This is a genomic window from Candidatus Paceibacterota bacterium, from assembly GCA_035530615.1.
Taxonomy (GTDB): domain Bacteria; phylum Actinomycetota; class Actinomycetes; order Nanopelagicales; family Nanopelagicaceae; genus QYPT01.
The window spans coordinates 1,042,061-1,067,731 of sequence record DATKUL010000002.1 but is presented as its reverse complement, the minus strand read 5'-3'; the positions used below and the strand labels follow the sequence as shown (position 1 = coordinate 1,067,731).

At 48.3% G+C, this 25,671-nt stretch carries 25 protein-coding genes; 16 read left to right on the top strand and 9 right to left on the bottom strand.

Features of this window, described 5'->3' with window-relative positions; genetic code table 11:
- Positions 1 to 73: 73 nt before the first annotated feature.
- The gene (locus tag VMW30_08400; protein HUW88377.1) at positions 74 to 1,303 is read left to right on the top strand and encodes an ROK family transcriptional regulator; all 1,230 of its coding nucleotides are present in this window, start codon (positions 74 to 76) and stop codon (positions 1,301 to 1,303) included.
- A 6-nt stretch (positions 1,304 to 1,309) separates the two neighbouring features.
- Here the strand turns inward: VMW30_08400 and VMW30_08395 are convergent, their stop codons facing one another.
- The gene (locus VMW30_08395) at positions 1,310 to 2,869 is read right to left on the bottom strand and encodes a D-aminoacylase (GenBank protein HUW88376.1); all 1,560 of its coding nucleotides are present in this window, start codon (positions 2,867 to 2,869) and stop codon (positions 1,310 to 1,312) included.
- 294 nt (positions 2,870 to 3,163) lie between these two features.
- Here VMW30_08395 and VMW30_08390 point away from each other — a divergent pair, with 294 nt between their 5' ends.
- Together VMW30_08390 and VMW30_08385 are read left to right on the top strand one after the other, a co-directional pair.
- Complete coding sequence (locus tag VMW30_08390) at positions 3,164 to 4,156, top strand: TerC family protein (protein ID HUW88375.1); 993 nt, start codon at positions 3,164 to 3,166, stop codon at positions 4,154 to 4,156.
- On the top strand, positions 4,153 to 4,401 hold the full coding sequence (locus VMW30_08385) for a PGPGW domain-containing protein (GenBank protein ID HUW88374.1): 249 nt from the start codon (positions 4,153 to 4,155) through the stop codon (positions 4,399 to 4,401). The genes VMW30_08390 and VMW30_08385 overlap by 4 nt, the downstream gene beginning before the upstream one ends.
- A 54-nt stretch (positions 4,402 to 4,455) precedes the next feature.
- Here the strand turns inward: VMW30_08385 and VMW30_08380 are convergent, their stop codons facing one another.
- Positions 4,456 to 5,226 carry a UbiA family prenyltransferase gene (locus tag VMW30_08380; GenBank protein ID HUW88373.1) on the bottom strand — a complete coding sequence of 257 codons (771 nt, stop codon included), beginning with the start codon at positions 5,224 to 5,226 and terminating at the stop codon, positions 4,456 to 4,458.
- A gap of 171 nt (positions 5,227 to 5,397) precedes the next feature.
- Between VMW30_08380 and VMW30_08375 the strand changes: the two genes are divergently transcribed.
- Entirely contained in the window at positions 5,398 to 6,801 is a 1,404-nt protein-coding gene (locus VMW30_08375) for an NAD(P)/FAD-dependent oxidoreductase (GenBank protein ID HUW88372.1), read from the top strand.
- Here the strand turns inward: VMW30_08375 and VMW30_08370 are convergent.
- Complete coding sequence (locus VMW30_08370; GenBank protein ID HUW88371.1) at positions 6,791 to 7,396, bottom strand: MarC family protein; 606 nt, start codon at positions 7,394 to 7,396, stop codon at positions 6,791 to 6,793. The two genes, VMW30_08375 and VMW30_08370, sit on opposite strands and share 11 nt — an antisense overlap.
- 94 nt (positions 7,397 to 7,490) lie before the next feature.
- Between VMW30_08370 and VMW30_08365 the strand changes: the two genes are divergently transcribed.
- Genes VMW30_08365 through VMW30_08345 form a run of 5 tightly spaced genes read left to right on the top strand, consistent with a single transcriptional unit; the run spans position 7,491 to position 12,437 of the window.
- Positions 7,491 to 7,874: a hypothetical protein gene (locus tag VMW30_08365; GenBank protein ID HUW88370.1), complete on the top strand. Its 384-nt coding sequence runs from the start codon at positions 7,491 to 7,493 to the stop codon at positions 7,872 to 7,874.
- A 53-nt stretch (positions 7,875 to 7,927) separates the two neighbouring features.
- Entirely contained in the window at positions 7,928 to 8,488 is a 561-nt protein-coding gene (locus VMW30_08360) for a DUF305 domain-containing protein (GenBank protein ID HUW88369.1), read from the top strand.
- A gap of 36 nt (positions 8,489 to 8,524) precedes the next feature.
- Entirely contained in the window at positions 8,525 to 10,636 is a 2,112-nt protein-coding gene (locus tag VMW30_08355; GenBank protein HUW88368.1) for a copper-translocating P-type ATPase, read from the top strand.
- A complete protein-coding gene (locus VMW30_08350; protein ID HUW88367.1) occupies positions 10,633 to 11,340 on the top strand; it encodes a response regulator transcription factor in 708 nt (235 codons plus the stop codon). The genes VMW30_08355 and VMW30_08350 overlap by 4 nt, the downstream gene beginning before the upstream one ends.
- 23 nt (positions 11,341 to 11,363) lie before the next feature.
- Entirely contained in the window at positions 11,364 to 12,437 is a 1,074-nt protein-coding gene (locus VMW30_08345) for an ATP-binding protein (GenBank protein ID HUW88366.1), read from the top strand.
- Positions 12,438 to 12,442: 5 nt separating this feature from the next.
- Here VMW30_08345 and VMW30_08340 read toward each other — a convergent pair whose 3' ends face one another.
- Together VMW30_08340 and VMW30_08335 are read right to left on the bottom strand one after the other, a co-directional pair.
- Positions 12,443 to 13,843 carry a 4Fe-4S binding protein gene (locus tag VMW30_08340; GenBank protein ID HUW88365.1) on the bottom strand — a complete coding sequence of 467 codons (1,401 nt, stop codon included), beginning with the start codon at positions 13,841 to 13,843 and terminating at the stop codon, positions 12,443 to 12,445.
- A complete protein-coding gene (locus VMW30_08335; GenBank protein ID HUW88364.1) occupies positions 13,840 to 14,952 on the bottom strand; it encodes a sialidase family protein in 1,113 nt (370 codons plus the stop codon). Before VMW30_08335 ends, VMW30_08340 begins: the two co-directional genes overlap by 4 nt.
- 515 nt (positions 14,953 to 15,467) lie before the next feature.
- On the opposite strand from VMW30_08335, the gene VMW30_08330 reads away from it, so the two are divergent.
- The 3 genes from VMW30_08330 to VMW30_08320 all read left to right on the top strand — a co-directional run bounded on the left by VMW30_08330 (position 15,468) and on the right by VMW30_08320 (position 18,976).
- A complete protein-coding gene (locus VMW30_08330) occupies positions 15,468 to 16,145 on the top strand; it encodes a hypothetical protein (GenBank protein HUW88363.1) in 678 nt (225 codons plus the stop codon).
- 44 nt (positions 16,146 to 16,189) lie between these two features.
- Positions 16,190 to 17,143, top strand: a complete 954-nt coding sequence (locus tag VMW30_08325) for a hypothetical protein (protein HUW88362.1) — start codon at positions 16,190 to 16,192, stop codon at positions 17,141 to 17,143.
- A 144-nt stretch (positions 17,144 to 17,287) separates the two neighbouring features.
- A complete protein-coding gene (locus VMW30_08320) occupies positions 17,288 to 18,976 on the top strand; it encodes a hypothetical protein (protein ID HUW88361.1) in 1,689 nt (562 codons plus the stop codon).
- A gap of 16 nt (positions 18,977 to 18,992) precedes the next feature.
- On the opposite strand, the gene VMW30_08315 is transcribed toward VMW30_08320, so the two are convergent.
- The 3 genes from VMW30_08315 to VMW30_08305 all read right to left on the bottom strand — a co-directional run bounded on the left by VMW30_08315 (position 18,993) and on the right by VMW30_08305 (position 22,398).
- A complete protein-coding gene (locus VMW30_08315) occupies positions 18,993 to 21,152 on the bottom strand; it encodes an MMPL family transporter (protein HUW88360.1) in 2,160 nt (719 codons plus the stop codon).
- A gap of 30 nt (positions 21,153 to 21,182) precedes the next feature.
- Complete coding sequence (locus VMW30_08310; protein ID HUW88359.1) at positions 21,183 to 21,470, bottom strand: metalloregulator ArsR/SmtB family transcription factor; 288 nt, start codon at positions 21,468 to 21,470, stop codon at positions 21,183 to 21,185.
- 241 nt (positions 21,471 to 21,711) lie between these two features.
- On the bottom strand, positions 21,712 to 22,398 hold the full coding sequence (locus VMW30_08305; GenBank protein ID HUW88358.1) for a hypothetical protein: 687 nt from the start codon (positions 22,396 to 22,398) through the stop codon (positions 21,712 to 21,714).
- Between the two features lie 27 nt (positions 22,399 to 22,425).
- On the opposite strand from VMW30_08305, the gene VMW30_08300 reads away from it, so the two are divergent.
- The gene (locus VMW30_08300; GenBank protein HUW88357.1) at positions 22,426 to 22,731 is read left to right on the top strand and encodes a DUF2249 domain-containing protein; all 306 of its coding nucleotides are present in this window, start codon (positions 22,426 to 22,428) and stop codon (positions 22,729 to 22,731) included.
- A 5-nt stretch (positions 22,732 to 22,736) separates the two neighbouring features.
- Here VMW30_08300 and VMW30_08295 read toward each other — a convergent pair whose 3' ends face one another.
- Positions 22,737 to 23,171: a GtrA family protein gene (locus tag VMW30_08295; protein ID HUW88356.1), complete on the bottom strand. Its 435-nt coding sequence runs from the start codon at positions 23,169 to 23,171 to the stop codon at positions 22,737 to 22,739.
- A 199-nt stretch (positions 23,172 to 23,370) separates the two neighbouring features.
- Here VMW30_08295 and VMW30_08290 point away from each other — a divergent pair, with 199 nt between their 5' ends.
- From VMW30_08290 to VMW30_08280, 3 genes are read left to right on the top strand one after another with little or no spacing between them, the layout of a single operon-like run.
- Positions 23,371 to 24,615: an FAD/NAD(P)-binding oxidoreductase gene (locus tag VMW30_08290; GenBank protein ID HUW88355.1), complete on the top strand. Its 1,245-nt coding sequence runs from the start codon at positions 23,371 to 23,373 to the stop codon at positions 24,613 to 24,615.
- Positions 24,616 to 24,636: 21 nt separating this feature from the next.
- Entirely contained in the window at positions 24,637 to 24,951 is a 315-nt protein-coding gene (locus VMW30_08285; GenBank protein ID HUW88354.1) for a TusE/DsrC/DsvC family sulfur relay protein, read from the top strand.
- A gap of 10 nt (positions 24,952 to 24,961) precedes the next feature.
- The gene (locus VMW30_08280; protein ID HUW88353.1) at positions 24,962 to 25,477 is read left to right on the top strand and encodes a DsrE/DsrF/DrsH-like family protein; all 516 of its coding nucleotides are present in this window, start codon (positions 24,962 to 24,964) and stop codon (positions 25,475 to 25,477) included.
- Positions 25,478 to 25,671 lie beyond the last annotated feature (194 nt).

The following is a 25,671-nucleotide window of genomic DNA, read 5'->3' as shown; positions in this document are numbered from 1 at the left end:
TCAGGTAGGCAATAGAACAAGGAGTCTTCCTATTCTGTCAAGTACCTTCTCGGAGTTTCTGCCGGCGTCCTTCATGAAGTCCTCTTCTGGGTCACCGGCAGGTTTGCGGCGGCTGAATGTGGCGCGGGTCTTCGAAACCGTGCGGATGAACAGCCCCATCACTCGCCGCGTGATAGGTGAGATATCGGGCCTGTCCAAACCAACTGTGAATGAGGCCCTGGATATCTTGCTAAAGGAGAAGTTGATCTGCCTCTCAAAGTCTCAGATCGATTCGCTATCTGGCAAGCCTGGCCCTAAGGCGCAGTTAATTTCATTCAACAAGGATCGCAAGAAGATAGTCGGAATAGATATAGGCGGTTCCAAGATCAGAGTACTCATTTCCGATTTAGAAGGAAATGTTCTAGCCAGGCTCACCGAACCGACTCCGCAAAAAGGTGGCCGAAAGGCCACTCTTTCGAAAATTCATGATTCGGTCTGGCAGCTCTTGAAGGCAAATTCGTTGAAGATTTCTGATGTTGGAGCGATTGTCGCTGGATCTCCCGGAACGATCAATCCCACAACCGGAGAGATTGCCAGAGCCTACAACTTGCCTGAATGGGAAAATTTCTCGTTGAGTGCTGAACTTTCCAAACTTTTCAAGGTGGAAGTGCACGTCGAAAATGAAGCTCATCTGGCAATATGCGGAGAACATTGGAAGGGAGGGGCAAAGGGCTTGGGCAACGCCGCCACGATGTCAATTGGAGTTGGAATTGGCCTTGGCCTTTTGATTGATGGTCAAGTTTATCGGGGCTTCAATGGGATTGCGGGTGAAGTGGGGAACTTACCTTTGCAAATGGTTAGTTCTAGTAAATCTCCTGCAAATGCAAACTTCGAATTCCAAGCCAGCGCAGCAGGGCTTGAGCGAAATTTTGAGGGCTCGAAAAAGAAGGAAGGAGCTCAAGAAATTATTGATATGGCCGAGAATCGAAAAGTCTCCGCCAAACTCATTTATGAAGCTGCGACTAAGGGTAATAAGTTAGCTAATGAGCTTGTTAGTCAACAATTGGATTTACTTTCTAGGGGAATTGCTTCGGTCTGTTGTATTACCAACCCCGAGATTTTCATTTTAGGTGGCGGGCTTGCGCCCGCACTAGAGCCATATCTCGGGAAGATTTCGGAGTCGGTTCATAAAATAACGCTGATCGCGCCCACGATCGTTATCTCCGAACTAAGGGATTTGGCGACAGCCTACGGCGCCCTTCGTCGTGGCGTTGACGCGGTTGATCGAGCGACTCTTATGTCGATTCTTCGCGGGGCCGCTTAGGAATTTTTAGCAGGATCGGATTGCTCGGCCTGGCAGATTATCAGTTCGTTTACCGCCTTTTAGGGTTTCAACGCCTGCAATCCAAACTGTTTCAAACCCAGCCGCAGGAATTCGAGGATTTTCATAGGTCGATCGATCGATAACGGTGGTTGCATCAAAGAGGGTCAAGTCAGCTACATAACCCTTTCGGACTAGGCCGCGGTCCTTTAGGGAGAGTCGCTGCGCTGGGCGCCCCGTCATGCGGTTGACGGCACCTTCCATGCTCAGGATCTTCTCTTGTCGAGCATAAAATCCTAGGTACCTTGCAAAAGTGCCGTAACCACGAGGATGTGGGCGATTACCTGTAAGAATGCCGTCGGTGCCAACCATATGTTTTGGATGTTGCATAATGGATCGAACATTTGGTTCGTAGCCAGAAAATAAAATGCATGAAGCACGAAAATCTTCGTCTACTACGAGATCAAGATAAAACTCAGATGGGTCTTGGTTCTTGGCAGTGGACAACTCAAGAAGTTTACGGCCAATATATTTCTCATTGTGTTTTTTCGTGACGCCAGCAATAACAATGCTTGACCAGTTGACTATGCCCCCTTGATTTCCATCCGAACCTGTGACTTCTAGGTTATTCTTAATTCTCGCGCGCATCTCCGGGTGAATAATTCGATTGCGCATTTCCTCCTTGCTGCCAGCCTGGCACCACGAGGGAAGAAGAGCGTGGAGGTACGTCGAACCCGCCAAATAAGGATACGAATCCAATGTTATATCCAAGTTATCGGCCTCGGCTTTTGCTAATCTCTCAAAGAGTAGTTCTGTCTTATCATGGAAAATCGGTGCGCTCATATGGCAATGCGTGAGGTGTAGCGGGCACGATGAAGATCGTGAAATTTCAATGCATTCATCTATTGCTTCTAGAAACTTTGCTCCGTAATTTCTGTGATGGGGCGCATAGTAACCACCGTGCTTAGCGACTACTGCTGTTAGTTGGGAAATTTCCTTGTCGCTGGCATACATTGCAGGGACATATGTAAGGCCGGCGGACATCCCTACCGCACCCTGGAGCATACCTTCTTCAACAAGTGCGAGTTGATAAGCCATCTGCTCCGAAGAAGCCTCTCCGGGCTCATTGCCACATGCAAGCATTCGAACATTGCCATGGGGAATTAGATATGCAACATTTACCGCAGCTCCACGGTCCACAACGGCCAGATAGTCTTTTACTGACCTAAAGTTCCATTCGATCCCTGCGGGATCAGCATTCCAACCAAACAGTTGTTCGCGCAATATCGCCAACGTGTCCTCATTTGATGGAACGTAACTAAGTCCGTCCTGTCCAACAACCTCTAGAGTGACGCCTTGCGTCACTTTTGCCAGGTGTTCGTGATCTGAAATGACAGCAAGATCGGAATGAGCGTGCATATCGATAAATCCGGGCGAGAGGGTCAAATCAGTGGCGTCAATAATTCTGCCGCGCTCGTCCCCCTTAAGTATCCTTCCAACTTCAGCGATTCTCCCGTCTATCACCACAACGTCGGTCTTAGTGCCTGCGCTTCCAGACCCATCGATCACGGTGGCCCCGCGGATTGTAAAAGACTCAAAAGCCATAAGTAATGTGCCCCCGTTTTCATGTGGGAATCATGGAAAAGAATTTAGTAATCATAGGGATTAATGGGTCGCGGCGAAATCAGCCACCCATTCTTATTTTGCCTTACTTTGTGTTTGGGATTACAGTTCAGATGTTTAAGGGGAGTACCTCACTACAGCTACCTCGTCAATACGGTGTAAAAACCCGAGATGCTGGCCGTGAAAACGGTTAGGGAGACCTTGACCATGTCTTACTAATGGCTATCAAGGGAGTCTTCAATGAATGTGTCTTTATTAACCTGGTCGATAACTGTTGCGGTCATTTTGATTTTAGTTTTTATTGATCTGTTTACCGCAAGCAGAAAGCCTCACGATGTGAAGTTTAAAGAAGCAATTGCTTGGACTATCTTCTACGTCAGCATCTCAGTTGGCTTCGGACTCTGGGTGTGGAACTATTTTGGCTCGACCTCTGGGTTGGAATTCTTTGCCGCATATATGGTCGAGTACTCTCTTTCCGTCGACAACCTCTTCATCTTTGTCATAATTTTGACTCAATTTGCGGTGTCAAGTATTTATCACCAGCGAATACTTCTTATTGGTGTCTTACTCGCGCTGGTATTGAGGGCGGCCTTTATCGCTGTGGGGGCAGTGGCTCTTGCCTCATTTAGTTTCACGTTCGTTATCTTCGGAGCAATTTTGGTCTGGACTGGTATTGGTTTGTTTAGGCATTGGGATGAAGATCCCGATCCCAATGAGAATTTCGTTGTCCGCCGACTCCGAAAGTCAATCCCGATAGTTGATGAATTTCATGGAAGCGACCTCTTTATCCGTGTAAATAGAAAGCGCTTTGCTACCCCCATGCTCTTAGTCATCGTTACCATCGCCTCGACTGACTTGCTTTTTGCCCTGGATTCAATTCCAGCAACCTTTGGTGTGACATCTGAGCCTTACCTAGTGTTTGCCGCTAATGCGTTTGCCCTCTTGGGATTACGAGCTCTATATTTCTTGCTTAAGGGCTTGCTTGATAAGTTAATTTACCTATCGCTTGGTCTCTCTTTCATTCTTATTTTTATTGGCGTCAAATTGATCTTGACTTATTTTCATGAGATTTTCGAAGAAATTCCTAAAGTCCCGACGGTCGCAAGCCTCGGCGTTATTGGATTAATTTTGGTGGTCTCAACCGTAGCCAGCTTGATCAAGAGTAAGGCGGATCCTTCGGCGAAGGCTCACGCTGGTCGAATTACCCTTTTGGATACGGATGAAGACTCATGATGGTCTGGCGCAAACTCTGGGCGGCTCTTCCGGGATCTGTTCGAAAAACTATCGTTCTGGTAATTGGCTCTACTCTGATCGCGTTGGGAGTCGCGCTCGTTGTACTCCCAGGACCATTTACTATGCCACTTGTAATTCTAGGGTTGATAGTTCTGGCCGTTGAATTTACTTGGGCTGAATCACTGTTGATCAAAGCGAAATATCACGCGAAAAAAATTGATCCTAGAAAATTTCGAAAACGTTAACCCCACATGAGTGGTTGCGATCGATGTCTAAAGAGTGGAGAGCAGCTAATCCAGTTAAAACAACAGATAGACGTCCATGAGTGCGAGCAACATAATTGTTGGATGTCCAAATTTTCTTGGGTTATAAGTGATCAATGCAATTGCGAGGGGAAGTGAAATCACAAACCAAGGAATCAGAGTTTGCCGGTGCATTGAAATAATTAATGAGATAGAAATTAGGCCAATTGCAGCAATAAAGATACTTTTTTTGGTACCAACGATTTGTGGCAGGCCACGGATTCCAAGTGTGAGATCTTCGTCCATATCCTTCAGCACGTTTGCGAAGTGTCCAACTATTCCAAATAAACCCCCACAAATAACTATCCACAGAGGGGGAGTCTTGTGTGCAGCAACATAGAGAGTGGCAGGCAGGGCAGCGAAGGCAAACATGAATGGAATGGGGGAAAGTAAATTGTTCTTAAAGTAGAGATTGTAAGAAAGGCCAAATCCAACAGCGAGCAGGTGTAGCGAACCTCCACGAATACCCAAGGGTCCAAGGAGTGAGAGGGCTACGCAAAGTGCCAATACAGCATAAATGGCCAATTTCAAGTCTGATTCAGCAAGTTCGCCCGATGCTACGGGTTTTCTCCATCTTTTTTGTAGTCGATCTCGCGGTGCATCAATCAGATCATTGTTCCAGCCAACAACTAACTGACCGCTAAAAATTGTAAGTGCAATCAGAATTGAATCTCCAGTATTGAATAACGTTCTCGAAAGTAGTAGGACGAGCGTGGTTACTATAAGTGTTGGCAGAAAGTGCGCCGCGCGGAGATATTTAGCTACCATTCCGACAGCCGCATTCCATCTATTCTCTCCAGAAACTAGTTGGATTCCTTCACTGTAATCCTAAAAGCAAGTCGTTATTCTATAAATTCTCTGTGAATATATCTTCAAAGATGTGCATTTATTGAGACATTTTTCGTTGTTATTGTTCCTCTTTAGGCGTACCGTGAAAAAATGAAGCAATTTGATGTGGTTGTTTTGGGTGCAGGATCGGCTGGAGAGTTGATCGCCAAGACTCTCTCCAAGGCTGGCCGCTCGGTCGCTCTCATTGAAAAATTGCGAGTGGGTGGAGAATGCGCCTATGTATCCTGCATTCCCAGCAAGGCAATGTTGCGAAGTACCCAAATAAGAAAATTGGCAAAAAATACTGTCGCATTTGGTGCTTCAAGTACGCCCCTCATTATGGATAGTGACAATGAGGCGTTCCATTGGTCCGCTGCACGACGCGACCGGATAGCTGACTATCGAGACGATTCCGCAAGCAGCGCGGCCGTGAAGGCGGCGGGTATCGCACTATTTCGAGGCAGTGGGTTTGTGACCGGACCCAATCTGATATCGATTAATCAACTGGAGTTGGGTTGGAAGGATCTGGTAATCGCCACGGGATCTCTATCCACAATTCCAAAAATTGAGGGCTTGGAAACGGTGGACTCTTGGACGAGTGATGAAGCGTTATCTGCGGGTGACTGTCCACGCTCCGTGCTGATTATTGGTGGCGGACCCGTTGGTTGCGAATTGGCGCAAATATTCACTCGTTTTGGATCAGAAACCACACTTGTCCAATCTGGACCCCAACTCGCCGACCAAGAGCATTTCGATGTTGCCGCCAGACTTGCGGAGAATTTAGAGGATGATGGCGTAACTATTCTGCTCAATACAGAAGTGCTTAAAGTCGAACTTGCAACCGAAAACCAGATTCTGGTTCATCTCTCAAGCGGTTCTTATTGCATCGTGGAGAAAATTATTATTGCCTCCGGCCGCCATCCAGATACGACGAATCTTGGCTTGGGAATTCTGGGGATCGAGCTCGACAAGAAAGGGACCGTGCTTATTGATGAACATTGCCGGGTCGTCGGCCAAAGGCATGTTTGGGCAGCCGGAGATGTAACAGGTATTGCTCCATTCACCCACACGGCAAGTTATCAAGGGCACATTGTTACTTCTAACCTGCTAGGTATGGAACAGGTCGCGAATTATGTGGCGATTCCACGAGCAATATATACAGATCCACCAGTTGCAAGCGTTGGGAAAATGGCCAATTCGATGAACCGGGAGGGATATCTAACGGCTAGCATCGATCTGAAGGACGTCTCTCGAACGGTTACCGATGGGGAAGCAGGCGGTCTACTCGTTCTGACGGCCGATCCCGTCCGCGGCGTGCTCATTGGCGCTTCTGCTATTGGTCCGCACGCTGATGAGTGGATGGCCGAAGCATCGCTGGCTATTCGGGCGGAAATTCAATTATCACTCTGGTGCGATGTCGTTCACGCTTTTCCAACTTATGGCCAAGCCTTTGAAACTCCGCTTAAAGAACTGGCTAGCCAAATATTTACTGAATTATTACCGCTTATTGCGTGAGACCAGGGAATGCTGAAGCGATAGCTGACATCACGGTGGAGACTGCAATTGCGAGTAGTAGCAAGCCAAAAATTCGTGTAACCACCATGAGTCCTTGCTCTCCCAGAATTCGTTCGATGGGCTCTGCTGCAAGTAGCAAGATGCCGGTTAGAATCGAAAGAACGAGAATTATTATCACATCCGCGATACGGACTATTCCGACGTCAGAATTGCCAATTGCTATCACTGTTGCAATCGCGCCAGGTCCGGCCATCATCGGGATAGCGAGGGGGACAATGGCAGCCCCCATAGGAGAGGCTTCGAGGATGGAATTTTTCCGACCCATGACCATGCTCCACCCGATGGCTCCGATGATTAGCGCGCCCGCAATTCGAAAAGCATCCATCTGGATGCTAAGTAATTTAAGAATGACATCACCGACGAAGTAGGCAACGAAGAGCGTCAACCCCGAAACGAGGGCGGTTTGCAGGGCGATGATTCGCCTCTTCTCCTTAGAGACGGTTTCGGTCAAACTAAGAAAGACGGGGATCGAAGTAATAGGGCTGACGATCGCAAAAAGTGCGACCAGCGTAGTTACGTCGCTACTGAGTTTCATGTCACCTAGCCTCTCACAGTAAATCTTGAGTATAAGTCAGCTTTGGGTTGATCGATAAAATGCCCATAATTGCTGGCGCTGGTACTCTCATCAAGTGCTGTCATCGCCGAGCAATATTCGCAAACTGAGCTTCTGGTTGATGGGCATTATTCTCATTTTTTCTGGAGTCGCCATCGTGCATTATCAATGCATGGCGTCTCAATCGGTCCACGGAACGGGACTGACTTCAGCGGCGGGGCACCACGGTATTTCTTCTGGCGACTCAAGTTCGTTCGGTGTATCCGGAACCAGTGCCGAAGTATGCGTGAGCATTGCCTTGATTGTTCTACTTACTTGGAGTCGTAAACTTTACGCGAAGTCGCAAAAGTGGCGTGATGAGCTTGTTGGGCGGGATCTCTTCGTATTCTCAAAATTCTATCTAAGCGGAGCCCTGTCACCCACACTCGTTCTTTCACGCATAGGAGTTTCAAGAACATAATTCTGACCCCTCAAATGTATTTTCCATGTCCACAAATTGAGAGAGGTCCAATAATGTTTCGTCGAATTTTCTTACCAGCAGTTGTATCTGTCATGTTTAGTTCATTTGCTATTTTCCCAGCCAGCGCTCTGCCGCCACGGCTTTCGAGTGCCTCCACTATGGCTTACGGTGATATGGAGATCATGTTCGCCCAGGCGATGATTCCACATCACCGGCAGGCAATAACCATGTCTTGGTACACGTTGAAGAATTCAAGCAATGCCAATGTTATTGGACTTGCTAAGAAAATTATTGCTGCTCAGAAAGGTGAAATCGCTCAAATGACTTCCTGGATCAAGAGCTCTGGCCAATCTATGACGTCGAGTCACTCCATGGGAGCGTCCGGAATGCTAAGCCCAACTCAACTTGCCCAATTGAAGAGCCTCAAAGGAAGAGCGTTCGACAAGAGCTTTTTGATGGCGATGGTTGAGCACCACGCCGGAGCCTTGCAGATGGTTTCGTGGATTTCCGCCTCGACAAGAAGTGATGTGAAAGTTTTGGCGGCCAATATCAAGAAAGCTCAGAGCACAGAAATTGCAGCCATGAAGAAAATGATTATCAAATTAGGAAAGTAGGCGGGGAGGTAGTCTTTTTTGAGATAGGAGAGCTAAATGAATAACAATGTAATCGAGTACACGTGTCCGATGCATCCGGAAATTGTGAGATTTGAGCCAGGGAATTGTCCCAAATGCGGAATGTCGCTTGAACCAAAAGCGGATTTCGAGACCGAGGTCGAGAATGTTGAGCTCCTTGATCTCAAGAAGCGTTTTCTCTGGTCATTACCACTTACTGTGCTAGCGATTTTCGTCGCCATTGTTGGATCTGGTCTTCCGGGTGCGCTTGCGGACCGTGGAGAGTGGTTGTCTCTACTAATTGCGACACCAGTGATTCTCTGGGCTGGGAAACCATTCTTCCAGCGTGCGTGGATGTCGTTCATATATAGGAGTCCAAATATGTGGACCCTCATTGGTTTGGGCACCGGGGCGGCGTACGTGTATAGCTTCGCCGCCACAGCAGTCCCAGACATTTTTCCCGCTTCGTTCCGGACGGATGGGAAGGTAGGCGTCTATTTCGAGGCTGCCTCAGTAATCATTTCCTTGACCTTGCTGGGGCAGGTCATTGAGCTTAAGGCGAGGGCAGAGACATCTTCGGCAATTAAGGCTCTTTTGAAATTGGCCCCTAAGACTGCCCGCCGACGCAAAGCTGACGGGTCAGATGAGGAGGTTCTGCTTACGCAGGTCATGGTCAAAGATATATTGATTGTCCGCCCTGGAGAGACGATTCCTGTCGATGGGGAAGTGATAGAAGGTATGAGTAGCGTTGACGAGTCCATGCTTACCGGTGAACCTTTGCCAGTACTAAAAGAAGTAACCAATAAAGTTATTGGAGGGACGATAAATTCCGATGGTTCACTTCACATTAGGGCCGAGAAGGTTGGATCCGCTTCCGTCCTTTCGCAGATTGTAAGTCTGGTCTCTCAGGCGCAACGGTCCAAAGCGCCCATGCAGAGGATGGCGGATACGGTCTCCCGCTACTTCGTCTTAACTGTAATTGCCGTGGCAATACTGACCTTTATAGTCTGGGGTTTACTCGGTGGCGAATCTTCTTGGACGTATGGGGTAATAAATGCGGTAGCCGTACTCATCATTGCTTGCCCTTGTGCCCTCGGCTTGGCAACACCGATGTCTATCATGGTCGCATCGGGTAGAGGAGCAACTTCTGGGATCCTCTTTAAAGACGCCGCTGCAATTGAGAATTTTCACAAAATCGATACTTTGATCGTTGATAAAACTGGCACCTTGACGGAGGGACGGCCATATGTGGAGAGTGTCATCGCGGTTTCTGGAATCGAAGAAAGTCGTGTTCTATCTGTTGCAGCGACTCTCGAAAGTCTAAGTGAACACCCTCTGGCGACCGCAATTGTTCGGGAAGCAGCCAAGGAAAATCTGCACGTGGGAAAAGTGATTGAATTCAAATCTCACCCCGGCTTCGGAGTAGAGGGAAAGTTGGATGGAAAACGCGTACTGGTTGGAAACGCTCAGTTCTTGGTCAATTCAAAGATTGATATCGAACCGATGCGACTCGAAGCCACTGAAGTTAGTTCCCATGGATCAAGCATCATGTTTGTCTCAGAAGATGATGCGATATTGGGATTGATCTCTCTCAACGACAAGATAAAGCAGACATCCCCTGAAGCAGTTGCTGATCTCATGAGTTCAGGCATCCATTTGGTTATGGCTTCCGGAGATAACTTGAGTAGTGCCAGGAGTATTGCCTCAAAATTAAATATTACAGAGGTTTATGGCGATGTGAAACCATCCGACAAACTGGAGTTAGTTCGCAAATTTCAGAACCAAGGAAAATTTGTGGCAATGGCTGGAGATGGTGTGAACGATGCACCGGCACTTGCTCAGGCTAATATCGGAATCTCAATGGGTACTGGCACCGATGTTGCGATGCACAGTGGGCAAGTTACATTGGTAAAGGGGGACTTACGTTCAATTGCAGCGGCAAGGAGACTTTCGAAGGATACGGTCGCAAATATGCGCCAGAATCTATTTTTTGCCTTCGTCTACAACTCTCTAGGGGTGCCAATTGCGGCCGGAGTCCTGTATCCCTTTACTGGATTGATCCTTTCGCCCATGATTGCAGCGCTGGCAATGAGTCTAAGTTCTACCTCCGTGATCGCCAACGCTTTGAGACTTCGAGGTAGGCATGCATGAGTAATCCACTTCGTGTCCTTGTAGTCGAGGATGAAGCAGAGCTTGCGGCTGTGATCGTGAGTTATTTTGAACGTGAAGGTTATATCGTCGATCAGGCACTTGATGGTCCAAGCGCGGTGGAGAAAGCTCGCTTAGCACCGCCCGACCTCATAATTCTAGATGTGATGCTGCCAGGCTTTGACGGTATTGAAGTGTGCAGGCAGGTTCGAACATTTTCTGATGCATACATCTTGATGCTGACCGCTCGCGATGAAGAAGTAGATAAAGTGGTTGGCTTTGCGGTAGGCGCAGATGACTATGTGGTGAAACCATTTTCGCCGCGAGAGCTCATTGCACGCTCTAGAGCAATCTTGCGTAGGCCTCGAACGAAATCGAGTGAAGGCGATGATGAATCACTTTCAAATGTCTTTCTTTTTGAATCCGTCACCTTAAATGCGAGTTCGAGGACGGTTATGGTCGGGCAGGCGTCAGTAGAGCTCACAAGGACAGAGTTCGATCTCTTGGAAACCATGATTGAACACCCTAAGAATGTCTTTTCTCGTAAGTCTCTTCTTGAGTCAGTATGGGGAGGCGAGTGGTTCGGTGAGGTTCACGTCGTGGACGTACATATTGGCCACCTGCGAAAGAAGCTCACTGATGCGGGGGCTTCAGAGGATTTAATTCGAACTGTCCGTGGAATTGGTTATGGAATGGAATTGAAGTGAGAATCCATCGCAAGCGGAGTCTCATGACTCAGATGCTAGTCGGGCAGACACTTCTTATTTTGTTATCTGGATTGATACTTATCGGCACCGCGTCATATATCGCGCCTTCAATATTTCACAAGCACCTGGAAGAAGCGGGGATCACCTCCGAAGAGGCTCATGCACACGTAACCGAGGCTTTTACTGCCTCATTTAATCTTGCACTCATTATCTCGGCACTCACTTCACTGATACTTTCTGGGTTAATAGCTTGGGTATTTATGCGTAGGATCGTAAAACCAATAGAGAGGGTGACTTTATTCGCCGAAACGCTCGCTGCGGGCAATTCGGGAGTGCAACCGAATTTTGATAGGTCATCGTCAGAACTCGATCGACTGGCCACCGCGTTGGCAGGGATGTCGGCGGACTTGGCGCTTAGTAAAGAAAATCAAGAGCGCATGTTAAGCGATCTTGCACACGAACTTCGTACTCCGATCGCTACCGTTGGCGCAATCATTGATGGTATTGAGGACGGGGTTGTTCGTGGCGATGCACATTCGTGGAAGACAATTCGTGATCAACTTGGAAAACTTAACCGTTTATCCCACGACGTTCGGGATGTATCCCAAAATCTTGATCAATCGCTCAGCAAAGTCATTTATCCTGTTGATCCCAGCGCGATTGTCATCTCGGCCTTTGCCGCGTGGCGGCCAAGATATGAGAACAAGGATGTGAGACTTAAATTTCAAGTAGCAGACCAGTTGCCGATGCTGCATGTTGACGCCCAGCGCATTGGACAAGTTCTCTCCAATCTTTTGGAAAATGCCCTCCGACATACTTCTCGTGGCGACGAGGTGACTTTAGAGGTCAAAGCAGTGAAGAGTCTTGTGCAGTTCATAGTCCAAGACAGTGGAGAAGGGATGGAGGCACACCAACTTCCACACATTTTCGACCGCCTCTACCGAGGGGATAGCGCTCGGACGTCGGGAGATTCTGGTTCTGGGCTTGGCCTAACCATTGCCCGAAGCATCGCCCAAGGTCATGGCGGAACGCTCACCGCGACTAGCGATGGCCGTCACTTAGGATCGATATTCACTCTCGCCCTACCGATTATTTGATTTTTTTACATGCGGTGTGCCATAGGGAAGAGAAACATCGCCACATTTAGAGCCATGAGGATTCCGACGAGTGCCGTATAAGGAATCAACGTTGACTTGCGCATTCTGGCACTCGAGTAACGGCGATAGGTGATTCGACGAACTGTGTACATTGAACCCCAGAGTCCAAGTGCCAAGATGAAGAACTGAAGGATTCGAATTGTCCCGTTACTCACGAGAGCAGCGGAGCCAGTGGCCTGGCTTCCAAATAATGATCCCACGGAATAGTAGACCGACTTGCCCTCGGCTAGAAGATGAAAGAGGTTATGGGCGACATGGCCGGCAACATCTAGGGGGATGAGCGCATATCCAAATCGTGCAAAATTTTGGAATGTGCTCTCTAAGTTACTCCGCGAAGCGATTCGGGCGACAAGGGAGAGTAATGCAACTGGAAGCATGACACCCAGGGCAAATACTCCTGTGAAAATGATTGCACTGTTTGTTATCCCAGTTATCCGATGCACGGAGGAAAGTATTTGATCCCAAACCTCCAACATCGTTATGTTTTGGATAAGGACAATTCCCATAATTGCCATCGCCAAAAATGACTCTTCAACTTTTGGACTGCGAATAAACCAAAGTTCTTTCGTTGGTTTCCGTAGTGTCAATGTAATCGCATCATTTGGGCAGTTCTTTATGCAGTTTGCGCACAGAACGCAGTTCGAGTTCGAGTCCATCGTCCTCGGAAAAGTGAATAGCGGACAAGCTGGAGCTTTTTCGGTGCCGTTAAAACACGCCGCCTTAGAGGAGCATGTTTCGCAGATATCAGTATTTGCCCTTAAGGCGATCATTCCAGTTCGTGCATAGTTTCCGGAGAGGCCACCCAGAAAACAGAGGTAGCGACAGAAGGTGCGGCGTTGGAAGAAAGCGCCAGAGACTATTACTGCGAAAGTTATGAGCAAAAGCAGGATCCCAGAGCCCCATGGGGACGAAACGATTCCGAATACATGATCAGCCCACGTGATCGCGATAAAAGTGGCGTCGATAATCCAGATCCCATAACGCTTTAGAAACGCTGGAACTGGTCGGTTAACGCCAACCAATTTTTGGACAAAATCCGAAAGCGTGGCAAATGGGCAAATAGCGCACCAGAACCTGCCTAAGAAGAGAAAAACGATCGGAATGAGCGGCCACCACAGAACCCACATGAGGGCCGTTCCGGGATTTTCATGTGCGCTAGATGGGCCGGCAAGAAGTTGGTATCCGATTAAACCGAAGACGGCTGCGACGGGAATTTGAAATATTTTGGGAAAATATCGGCTCGTCATAAAGGCTTTTACTGGTCGAAATTTAAGTAGATCGACTCCACGAGACTCGATGGTTTGGTCTTCAACTTCCAATTCCGTTAAATTGTCTGTAGTTTTCATTTCTGGTCACCGCGTGTTTTTCTTTGCGCTAACTTCTTTTCACGCGCGACTCGGTCTTTTCGTTTCAATACCCCCGCAGTTGAAATCACTACGGACGAGGCTAGTCCGAAGACTCCGAGAACAGCGGCGAGTGGGCGTTTTGGCTCCTCGTTATGTTCATCAGATGAGGCTGAGTGGTCCATCCCAGGCATGTTTGGATCCATGTCACTCGTTGGTTGATCTGCAGCAACGTCCGAATTGAGGGAATTGCTTGCGGCCTTGAGTGGAGACCAACTTTTTCCACGATCAGAACTTATGAATATGCGAGCAAATGGAGCCTGCAAGGATGCGGCGTATATTCGTTTTCCATTCTTGGAAAACGAGATTGCCGCTGCTCCACTCGGAACAGCAATACTTGACCATGTCTTTCCGCCGTCCAGGCTCATTCCTGCGCCGGTCATACCTATAACTACTATCTCTGAATTATTGGATGGATTCCACGCCATCGCCATTGGGCCATCGGGACCACCCAAGCTTTTCCAACTCTTCCCGCCGTCCATACTCGAGAGCGATCCTTGTTGCATGTCAGCGGCGAGAATTTTCATAGGATTTTTTGAATCGACCAATATCGAACCCATGAATCCCTTTCCCATTTGGGAATTTCGAAGAGTCCATGTCTTGCCATCATCCACCGAAGCCATGAGTCCGATATCGGGTGAGGCTAGGTATACAAATTGTCCGGACGCACCCACAGAGTGAACATCTGATAATCCCTCGTAGAATTTAACCCGAGCAAAATCATCATTATTGCCTTGAGATCTGAAAAGGCCGATGTGCCCTCCTGCAAAGACTGTATTGGTACCGGAGGCCCACCCCATGACATCGGCACCTGCAAGAGTCTTGAGGGCTTTCCAGTTGCTTCCTCCATCTGTGGAGATCGCTGCGCTCTCATGACCTGTGACGACGATTTGTGAACCTGCCACGGTCAGCGTGTGTAGGTCACCTCCCACAAAGATCTCAGAGGAAACGATTGGATTGATCGAAGTCGAGTCCCTAGTGAGTTGGATGCTTAAAAGTGCAACCCCACCCACGGCTATTAATGCAGCCGCAATCTTGCCAAATTTCTTCATTTCATCTCCTATGTGCGATAAGCAGGGTATGCAGGAGTTGATTCTGGCGGCTGACTATCTCGAGTACGACGCATTTTGCGTAAAGATTTGAGAAAGAAAGTCGTGATTGCTGATGTTTAGGATATGGAGGTTCTGCAGGTCTCAACGAATAGTTCGATCGTCACAAATTTGCAATGCGATATTGGCTGCAAGAGGCAAATAAACCATTCTTTTACTGCGGATCAGGTATTTGCGGGACGTTTCCAGCTATCCTTGACTTGCACGATCCCAGCGAAAGGTTTAAGAAAGTTATTGTGTGACGCATGGAGTATGTCGTTTTCAAAAAGTGTGATGTAGCGAATACTTTGCGAAATACATATGTGACGTAGGGAATAGTTAAAAAAAACAGTGTGTGACTAATGGAATACTTTGCGAAGTGCTAGCCCTCAACTAGAATTACCTCGATCAAGGATGGGGTGAAAGGATTCAGGCATAAGAAAAAGAGGCTGTAACTCAGGGAGAGATGAGGAATTAAAGTGAAAAACGTACGTAAATCAACATTAGCAAAAGCATTAATTGTCATTGCGGTATTTGGTCTAGTCACCGCGAATACAACGGTTGCAAATGCGGTAACTAAAAAGACGATCAAGTGTTACAAGGGAAAGATCGTAAAGAAGGTAACTGCTGTTAGTCCAAAATGTCCAAAGGGTTATACAACGAAGAAACCAGTGGTGAAAGTAACGCCAAAGCCAACAGCGACTCCGGCGAAAACCACTGCGGGAACGGTCGCCTTTTCTGGAACATACAAAGGAAAGATGTCCATTCTTTGGAGCGACAGTGACGTCCGCGCCACTTCAGTAACGGCAGCTGGAACCGGAAACGTCCTTGGCTTGGATGAGTTAACAGGAACCGGATCAGCTGCGCCACAAAATCAATGTGACGCATTTGATGGTACTGGAGTTCTTAGTGGGGGCGGAAACACCTTGAAGGTTGCCTTCGATTCAACCGCTAAGGCATGTGCAGCTGAAGGCGCCGCACCAACCACAATCACAATTACAGGCAACGCCACTGTCACTGGTGGAAGTGGAAAATATGCGGGGGCTACTGGAACTCTCAAAGTGACGGGATCCTTTGCTATTAAGTCTAAAGACGCCGGTTTTAGCGAGAGCACGGCACTGACTTTGACTCTCACCGGCAACATCACCACCAAATAGTTCTCAAACAGACGCGTATAAATAGAGAAAAAAGGAGTAGGGATATGAAACGATTTATCTCGAGCATTGTCATCAGTGCTCTTGCAGCAGTCGGTGGCGCAGTTGTGGGAGGTGCCCCTGCTTTTGCAGTGGCTGCTCCCTCAACGCTCGTGCTTTCTGGAGGAAGTGCGGTGTTTGGACTTACTCCAGCGATTATCAAAGCCACCGCAAATAACGCAGGAACTGTGAAGTTCTCAGCAGCCGGGGTAGTAATTAAGGGTTGCGAAGCAGTTGCTACCACCACAGTTACACCATTTGTAGCACAATGTTCATGGATGCCGGCAGCAAGTGGCGCCACTGTTCTTAATGGATCATTTACGCCAACTGATGCCGCTGCCTTCACTCCAATTGATGCCGCTGCCTTCACCGTAAAAGTTGGTGTACCAGTTCAAGGGGTAGTTTCACCGATTCACATGTACGTTGATACCGTCCTCGCGAGCGGAACTTCTGGTCCACTTGCACCACGATTTGGCGTAAGTTGCGCGATCACGAGTGAGTTCATCGTTGGACAAGGAATCGTGTTCCGCGTCTACGCCAATAACGCTGATTTGGCTGGAGCGGTAATGGATCCAACAAATACGGAGAAGGCATACATTGAAGTTGCTGGCATTGCTGATCCAATTCCTCTCTCTTATGGAAACCACAGTGGCGTTGCATTTTGGACCGCCGTTATTAGGACTGGAACAGCTGTAGGTCAGTACAGCACCTTGGGTGTCATCAACTTCAAGGTAACGATGATTGCTAAGGAGCAGACTTCGGTGAAAGTCCTTACAACCAGGTTGTCACGCAAGATGGTCAACGGCGTTGCTGTGAAAGTAGATGGAAGATACGTTTATGAGCGCGTTCCATTCTTCCGAACCTTGGCGGTAGACCCTCCTCTCGCAGGCGCAGTTGGAACCTGGAAGTCAAACTTCACTCCTTCCTCCCAGCTCACGCTGTACGCAGTTCCAAAGGCTTAATCCAAGCCAACTGATGACTCTTGGAGTCCGAGTTGACGATCACAAGGATCGAAGTCTCGGACTTCAAGAATCAGGATAAAAAAATTTTGTCCCGAATCCTTAAACTAAGAAACTCTTAGTTTTTAACGGAGAGAAGAGAAGATCATGAGATCAAAATTCTTATCAGAACGAAGACGAACCTTGGTTCTTCGCGCGTTAGTAGTTTCAATACTTCCGATAGCGATGATGAGTCCAGCTAGCGGCGCCGACACTAATCCAGTCGTTCCAATTCCACTGGTCGTACCATCTGGTCTGCCAGACGTGGCACCACTTCCATTTACAGGAGTGAAGTCCGCAGCTTTCACCACTCCAGAAAATATGCTCAATTTAACCGTCACTCCCGATCAGAGCACAGTCGGAAAGCCGATGGTGATTTCCGGAAAAGGACTTCCTGCCAGCACTGCTCTGATGTTGACTTGGTCGACAGCAGATGGAACCTGGGTCGCAGATGTTCAGCCAAATAGCGTCAATTATTTGGGCACTAAGTACACCAAGTACAACGTAGATATCGCATCTGTCACCACAGATGCCAGCGGAGCTTTTACCTATCCGACCAAAGTCCCATCAGACTTCGGTGGCATTCATGATATTTTTGCAGTTCAAAATGGTGTCGCCGTGGGCCACGGTGGTTTCCAGATGACACGCACCCTGACTATCTCGCCCAAGAGCGGCCCAATTGGAACACCGATCACCATCACATATACGGGTCTTGGTGCAAGCCTTTACACCGCGGGTGCGGCAGTCCACTGGGATAGCAGTTATGCAGGTGAAATGCAGGCTCTGTGGACACGTGGAACCGGTAAGGTTGTTATTCGTGCCGCAGGACCAATCGGAACTCACTATGTAGAAGTAAAGGATGCCATTACTTTTGCCTACCTCAATATCTTGCAATCACCAGTTCCTTATGCAAATGGTGCCGTAGCCGCTTTCAAGGTCACGAAGGACAACGGGGCCCCTAAGGCGTCAATCACTTGGCCAGCGAAAGTTGAACCAACTTTGACTCAACGAACCACGTTGTCGACTGTCGGGTTAGATCCGAACACCACTGCTGTAGCAACATTGTCAGCTACGAGCGGTCCTATCAACACGAAGACCACCGTTAATGTCACCGGATTGACTACAAAGGGCACGCACCAAATCGTGTGGGCTACCGTCGTCGGTAACCGTGTCAATTGCACTGGAACTTGCTGGGTCTATAACTCCTTGCCATTAGCAAGCGTTGATGTCACGGGAAACACGATGAGCAAAGAAGTTACAATTCCAGATCACCTAGGTGGATGGCACGTCATTCAAGTAAAGCAAGGTGACGTAATTGAAGCTCAGGTTCCATTCTATGTAAAGCAGAGCATCGTACCTTTCTACGATAAAGCAGGCAAAGTTATCGGAATGGGTATCGCAAAGGCCGATAACTCTGGAACCCCAGAAGCCTTTGCTACAGGTGGTACCGGCAAGCCAACCACGAAGTTTAAAGCCGGTGAAGAAATCACTATAAGCATTAAGGGAGTTGGTTGGACGCAACTAGATAACACTCTGGCCGTCACCTATGACAATAGTTACATTGGGTATGGCTGTGGATTCAATTCAAATGGGTACATGGTGGTGCACATCAGGGCTACAGGAGCCCCAGGTACTCACATCATTGATCTTCACCCAATTCTGTACACACAGCAGCCGTCATTTGCCAATACTCCATACGGAATGGTGCCGGTGTTATCGGCTGACCGCGACTATGTCGGTTTAGCTCTTGGCTATCAGATCCCTGCGTACCACTTCGCAATAACAATCGTAAAGTAGTTCGCAAGCAATCGTTCTAAAGCCTCGCCTCTCGCTCTCCGAGAGGCGAGGCTTTAGTCTTTACAATTTTGGCTACTGACGCTGGAAGCCACCAATTCCATCGGCCCAGTAGAACCATCGCACTTGGTAGTAGGAGTCCACGAATAATCGTCGCATCAACAAGGACTCCCAAGGAGAGGCCGATACCGAGTTGCTGTAAACCGGCGAAGTGGCCAAAGACCAGACCGCTGAGTGCACCCACGAGAATGACGGCCGCTGCGGTAACAACGCCGCCGGTATGTGCCATACCCTCAACAATTGCCTCAGTATTTGTCGCTCCACGACTGCGGGCTTCTCGCATTCTTGAAACGATGAAGACTTCGTAATCCATTGAGAGTCCGAAGAGAGCTGCAAAGAGAAAGATAAGGACCCATGCTTCAATTTGATCAAGTCGATAGGTGCCAAGAATCGAGGATCCTGCCCCAAATCTGAAGACGAGTACCAATGATCCGTATGCGACCGCGATTGAAATCAAATCCATCAAGATGGCTTTCAGCGGGAGAATGACTGAACGGAATGCGCGAAGCAGAACTGCGTAGACAAGCAGGAGTATGAGCAGAACTATCCACGGGAATGATGTAAAGATTCTTTCAAGTAGATCTGCTCCCTGGGCGGGGGCTCCACCGATAAATATTCTCGTACCGTCTGGGAAGTCAGATTGAGGGATGTACACTTTGCGCAAATTGCCCACTAATTTTTGAGACGCTTCGGCTCCCAAGGCGTGACTTCCGATCACAAACATTCGCAGGTAGCGTCCGGTGGGATCAACAAATGGTGCCTTTTCGCCGATTGCAACAGTGAAAACCTCGGGGTCTTTAAGAATTCGTTCTGCCAGAGAGATTCGAGCGTCGACAACCCGTTCAAGAGTCGCTTTTCCTGGTGCACCAAGATCAAAGGCGATTTCAATGGGAGTGATAATTCCGGATCCCAAGTTGCCTTCCACCACCGAGAGTGCGCGCGCTGACTCAAGTTCGGCAGGTATTGCGGTCAACGAACTAGGAGTTGCTTGTAGCCAGAAGAGCGCGGAAGTGAATATTCCAAGAATTGCCATTGAAGAAAGCAGGACAGATACTGGACGACGAATGACGAAGTGGGCAACTCTGGCGAATATCCCATTCATAACATCCTTCTTCGCCAGGAGTCCTGCGAAACCTCTCGGGCTGGTTCCACCTTTGCCAAGGTAAGAGAGCAAGGCCGGTTGGAGGGTAAGGGCAGCGGTAATCGATGCGATCGGAACCAGTAGCCCTGCCGCACCTAGGGAGCGCACGAATGGTACGGGCACGAGTAGCAATGTAGCCAGACCGATCGCGACGCTTACGCCCGAGAGTATGACCGTGCGACCCGCAGTCTGCATTGTCTTGACAACCGCATCGACTGTAGCGGTCTCATCCTTTTCAAGGAGTTCTCGCCGGAAGCGATGGACGATGAGTAAGGAGTAGTCGATAGCGAGGCCGAGACCGATGAGCTCGACGATATTTGGAATATATAGGACCATCAAGAATTTTTGCGCCAATAAGTAAACGACTCCGAGCGTCAATGAAATTGTGGCAGCGGCAAATATGAAAGGAACTGCGATAGCCCAACACGCTCCAAGAACTAAGAACAGCAGCAACAAGGCGAGCAGAATCGCCACCCCTTGACCGCGATGTAAATCGGAGGCAAGAACGGGCGTGACATCTCGATAAATCGCAGGAGGGCCGGTTACGAGTGCGCCCTCTAATCCTTGTTCTGATAGAGCGCTTCGGAGTTCATCGGTGTAGTAAGCGGCATCAGTCAACTTGAAAGATGTTCCAACATTTGCGTAAAGAATGCCACCTAACGCCTTCTCAAGAGTTACGGTCGCCGTAGGAATTGTCGATGTCGCTGATCTAATTTTTGCCTTAAATCCTTCAATTTCATCTTTTGATGCATTCTTGAATTTGAAAACTACCGTGAAGGTGCCTTCAATATTTTCTTGAAAATGTCTGGAAAGTATTTGATCGGCTTTTTCCGACTGGCTACCGGGGACTGAAAGCGATGTCGTGAGATGAGGACCAAGATTGGATGCCGCGATGAGCCCAAGGACGATCAGAATCAGCCATCCCGCAGTAATTACCAATCGATGGCGTATTACCGCGCGCGTCCATCTTTCGAGCATTCTTGGAGTCTAACCAGAACTCTCTTTTTTCTACTTGAGTAACTTCTTCGCCTCATTGGTCACTTCATAAAAGGCCCACTTGCCTTTCTGTGTTCTGCTCAAGAGTCCTGCCTCAACCAAGATCTTGAGGTGGTGGCTTACCGTGCTCTGGGCCAGACCTGTATCCGGGGTCAGATCGCAGACACAGGCTCGCGCATTCTCACCTTGAGCCACCGCCATGAGGAGGGAGAGTCGCGTGGCATCGCCCAGAGCTTTGTACTGCTCTGCTAAGCGCGCGGTTGCCTGGGGTGATTTCTGGAGGAAGAGCGACTGGATCATATGCCCAACTATACATCGACAAACTTCGATAGGAGAATCGAATGGCTGATATAAAGATTGAAACCAAAGAGGATTGTTGTTCGGATGCCACTGTATGTGCGTGTTCGACTGACTCGGAAGCCTGCTGCTCAACGGATTCAGCAAGTTGCTGCTGAGTTAAGAGAATGACGCTTGAGGCCCGCCCAGTATGAAGTTAAGGGAATATAGACCGGTGCGCGCTTGCCTTCTGGTTAGTAACGAATTAAGGCAGAGTCAGATGGCAACTTCCTCGTTCGGCAAATTGAGTGAGTTTCACCTTATTTACGTTCATTCCCGAATGGGATACGAGTCCTCGGATCAACCCAAGATGAACCGAACAGATAACCTCGGGTTCTTCACGGGCTGCGGCCAATAGGGGACACGTTTCGAGCCGGATGAGATTCTTCTTGGGATGTGGTTTAGGTGAAAATCCAAGCGAAGTAAGAACCTCGATGAGGCGCTTTCTTACTTGTTGCGGCCTGAGTGAAGAATGTATGTCAGAATTTCGAAATACTTTTGCCCATTCTTCCCCAGCAGATACAGCATTGGCTTTTGTATTCCCCTTTGTAAACGCAAGCTGTTTCGCCAGAGCCATCGCTAGGGATGCATACTCCCTGGCTGCGGGCTCAACTTGTGAAATAAAATCATTGAGTGCTTCATATCCATAAGAAGGACGTCCGCGGCCAATCGAAGGGATTGAAATTCTACGAGCGTGGTGGGAAAGAACTAAACCGTCGAGATGTTCCCGGACTGTGTTTTCATGCAACCTGAGTTCGTTTGCCATTTCCTGCACTCGGATCGCGCTCTTCTTGCGGCGTAGGAGAGTGAGAATGAGCCGCCTCTCCATAGAGAGAGTCTGATTAATGTGTTGGTCTTCACAGCCCTTTGGGCCTAATTTAGTATTTTCCACGGAACCAAAGTGTAGTAAATTAATGGCATGGAATCTATAGAAATAACGGAAATTTCAAAGAATAATGAGGCTCACACTTGCAATTGCGGTGCCGAGAGTGCCTCAAACTACCCAGAGCTCGATGCTACGTTGATCCCGCATGAAGTTCGGCATGCAGCGATTTTTGGAGCGCTCGATTCTCTTAAGGTTGGCGCCGGAATGATTTTGTTGGCGCCACACAAACCGGTTCCACTTCTAGCCCAGTTGGAAGATCGATCTCCTGGTGCTTTCGAGGTCACTTTCTTAAATGAAGGTCCCGAGAAATGGCATATTCAGTTTATTCGCCAGAATTAATTTGTTCAGGTTGATTGGTTTGGGAAAACCCACGTCCGGTAGCCAATGAATCGGAAGATTGTGCCGAGACCGACCCCAATAATATTTGCAGAGATATTGTCGCTCAGGGCTGAGTGGAGATCGAAAACGTAACGTGAAATACCAAGGCTTAGTGCACTAAAGCCTAAGCCAACGGCATTAACCGCAAAGAAGATGATCACTTCGCGTCTGAGAGAGTTTTTTGGGCGATGTCGCCATGTCCAATATCGGTTTCCGATGTATGCGACCAGAACCGCGAAAACTCCTGAAATAAGCGAGGCAGTAATTGGCTTGTCCGCAAGAGGAGCACTAGGAATATGGACAAGAAGATTAAAACCGCCTACACCAACCACATAGGCAATCGCGCCGACGCTACCAAACTTAAGTAGCTCGTTGCGTAACAGTAAAAGTCTCTTAGGCATTTGTGAAGTCTATAGAGGCAAACTCAAGAATAGAGACACAATTCATACTCTCTCGCGCAGGATTCCTCCCTTTAAATGCGACTTTTACGCACAAATATGTCCTTAGGGCGGGCTCTCCTCTTTTTGGAAACTTTGTCACATCGCGTATCTGTTTTATTGATGAAGAGTTGATAGTAGTGTGCCTACTAAAGGAGAGATAATGAAGAGATTACTTGTTCTGGGTGGCGGTACTGCGGGAAGCATGATTGTTAACAAGCTTCGCAAGAAATTGAAAAGCGATGAATGGTCCATAACCATCGTAGACCGTGATAACAATCACCTTTATCAACCAGGGTTGTTGTTCCTTCCGTTTGGAGGGTATAAAGCAGAAGAACTCGTTAAGAAGCGGGACTCTTTTTTGCCGAGTGGCGTAGATTACATTCAAGCGGAGATTGACGTAGTAGAGCCGGAAAACAATCGGGTTAAACTTGCCGACGGCAGGACGCTTGAATATGACCAACTTGTCATAGCCACCGGCGCATCTCCTCGTCCTGACCAAACACCTGGTTTGCTGGATCCGGCTATTTGGTACAAAAGCGCCTTTGATTTCTACACGCTAGAAGGATCCGAAGCACTTGCAAAGGCTTTGGACACTTGGCAAGGCGGTCGGATGGTTGTACATATTTCGGAGATGCCAATCAAGTGTCCAGTGGCTCCGCTTGAGTTCGCTTTTCTTGCCGATGCATACTTTGCAAAGCGGAATATGCGCGACAAAGTGGAGATCGTTTATGTAACCCCACTCGAAGGAGCCTTTACCAAACCGGTTTCTTCAGAGAAATTGGGTCTGATGCTTACCAAACGGGACATCGCCCTCGAACCAGATTTTATGATCGAGCATGTTGATCCAGAGACGAAGACTTTGGTTTCGATGGACGAACGGGAAATACCTTTCGACCTACTCGTCACCATTCCCGTAAACATGGGGCAGGAGTTCATAGCGAGATCAGGTATGGGCAACGAATTGAATTTTGTCCCTGTAGATAAAGAGACCTTTTTGTCAAAGAAGTATCCGAATATATTTGCCCTTGGTGATGCTTCCGATATTCCAGCTTCAAAGGCCGGATCGGTCGCGCACTTTGCCGTCGATATGTTTGCGGACAATTTTATTGAACACGTCAACGGGCGGAAAATGAAGGAACTCTTTGATGGGCACGCCAACTGCTTTATCGAATCTGGAAATGGCAAGGGATTGCTCATCGACTTCAATTACACGACTGAGCCACTCACTGGAAAGTTCCCAATTCCGGTAATCGGACCACTTCCGTTGTTGAAGGAGAGTCGCCTCAACCACTTGGGCAAATTAGCCTTCAGATGGATCTATTGGAATATGTTGATTAAAGGTAGGAAAATCCCGATCTCGTCTCATATGTCCATGGCAGGGAAAAATCAGGTTTCCAAGAAGTAACAACTCTAAGGAGAGAACGAAATGCCAGTTATCGAGATCGCAGGCAAGCAAGTCAATGTCAATGAAGAGGGCTTTCTTACCAAGTATGACGAGTGGGATGAAGAGATCGCCAAGGCTCTTGCCGTACAGATAGAAATCGACCTTACGGATGAACATTGGAAGGCCATCAGATTCCTTCGCGAGGATTACAAGACTGAAGGCGAGACTGCAACATCGCGCCGGGTGCAGACCGTGGGCGGCATCCCAGTAAAAGAGCAGTTTGCACTTTTCCCAAAGAAGCCAGCTAAGAAGATGGCTTACATAGCAGGACTACCAAAGCCCAAGGGCTGTGTGTGAGGAGAATGAAATGACAACACCATCTATAGTTCCGAATTTTGGTTCAGATAACTCTGATCGTAAACTCGCCATCATCTGTTCAAAGGGAAATTTGGACATGGCATACCCAGGTTTGATTCTTGGAAATGCCGCGCTCGGAGAAGGCGTAGAAGTCCACCTCTTTTTCACCTTCTGGGGTTTTGACATAATTACGAAGTCTCGGATGAATGATCTTCAATTCAGTCCCGCTGGCAATACGGCACTGCATATGCCGGGGGGCGATGCGCATATTCCGCAATTTATGGCACCCGGGATGACAGGTATGGCCACAAAGATGCTAAAGAAGTCATTGGCTGACCTTGACATTCCGGAAGTACCAGAGTTTCTGGATCAAATTGTTGCCGCAGGCGGGCACTTGTGGGCATGTCGCCTTTCGGCTGACATGAATAAATTGGAGGCAGGCGATCTGCGGGATGACGTCGAGGCGATCATCAGTGCTTCTGATTTCATTGAAATGACTGAAGGGGCTCAACTTCTCTTTATTTAGTCGCTGGCGCACGGAAATTCCATGCGAGCGAAGAGAAGTATGTGGTTTTGTCAGACAGTTACGAGGTAGTCGGTCTGCCCAACATCAATAGGTGGATGTGGGATTTGCACGCTGTGCGACTTCTCATTTGGGGAGTAAGTTTGCGCCATGTCACAACCTGTTCTCGGTCGTTCTGAGATCCTGGATACGCACAG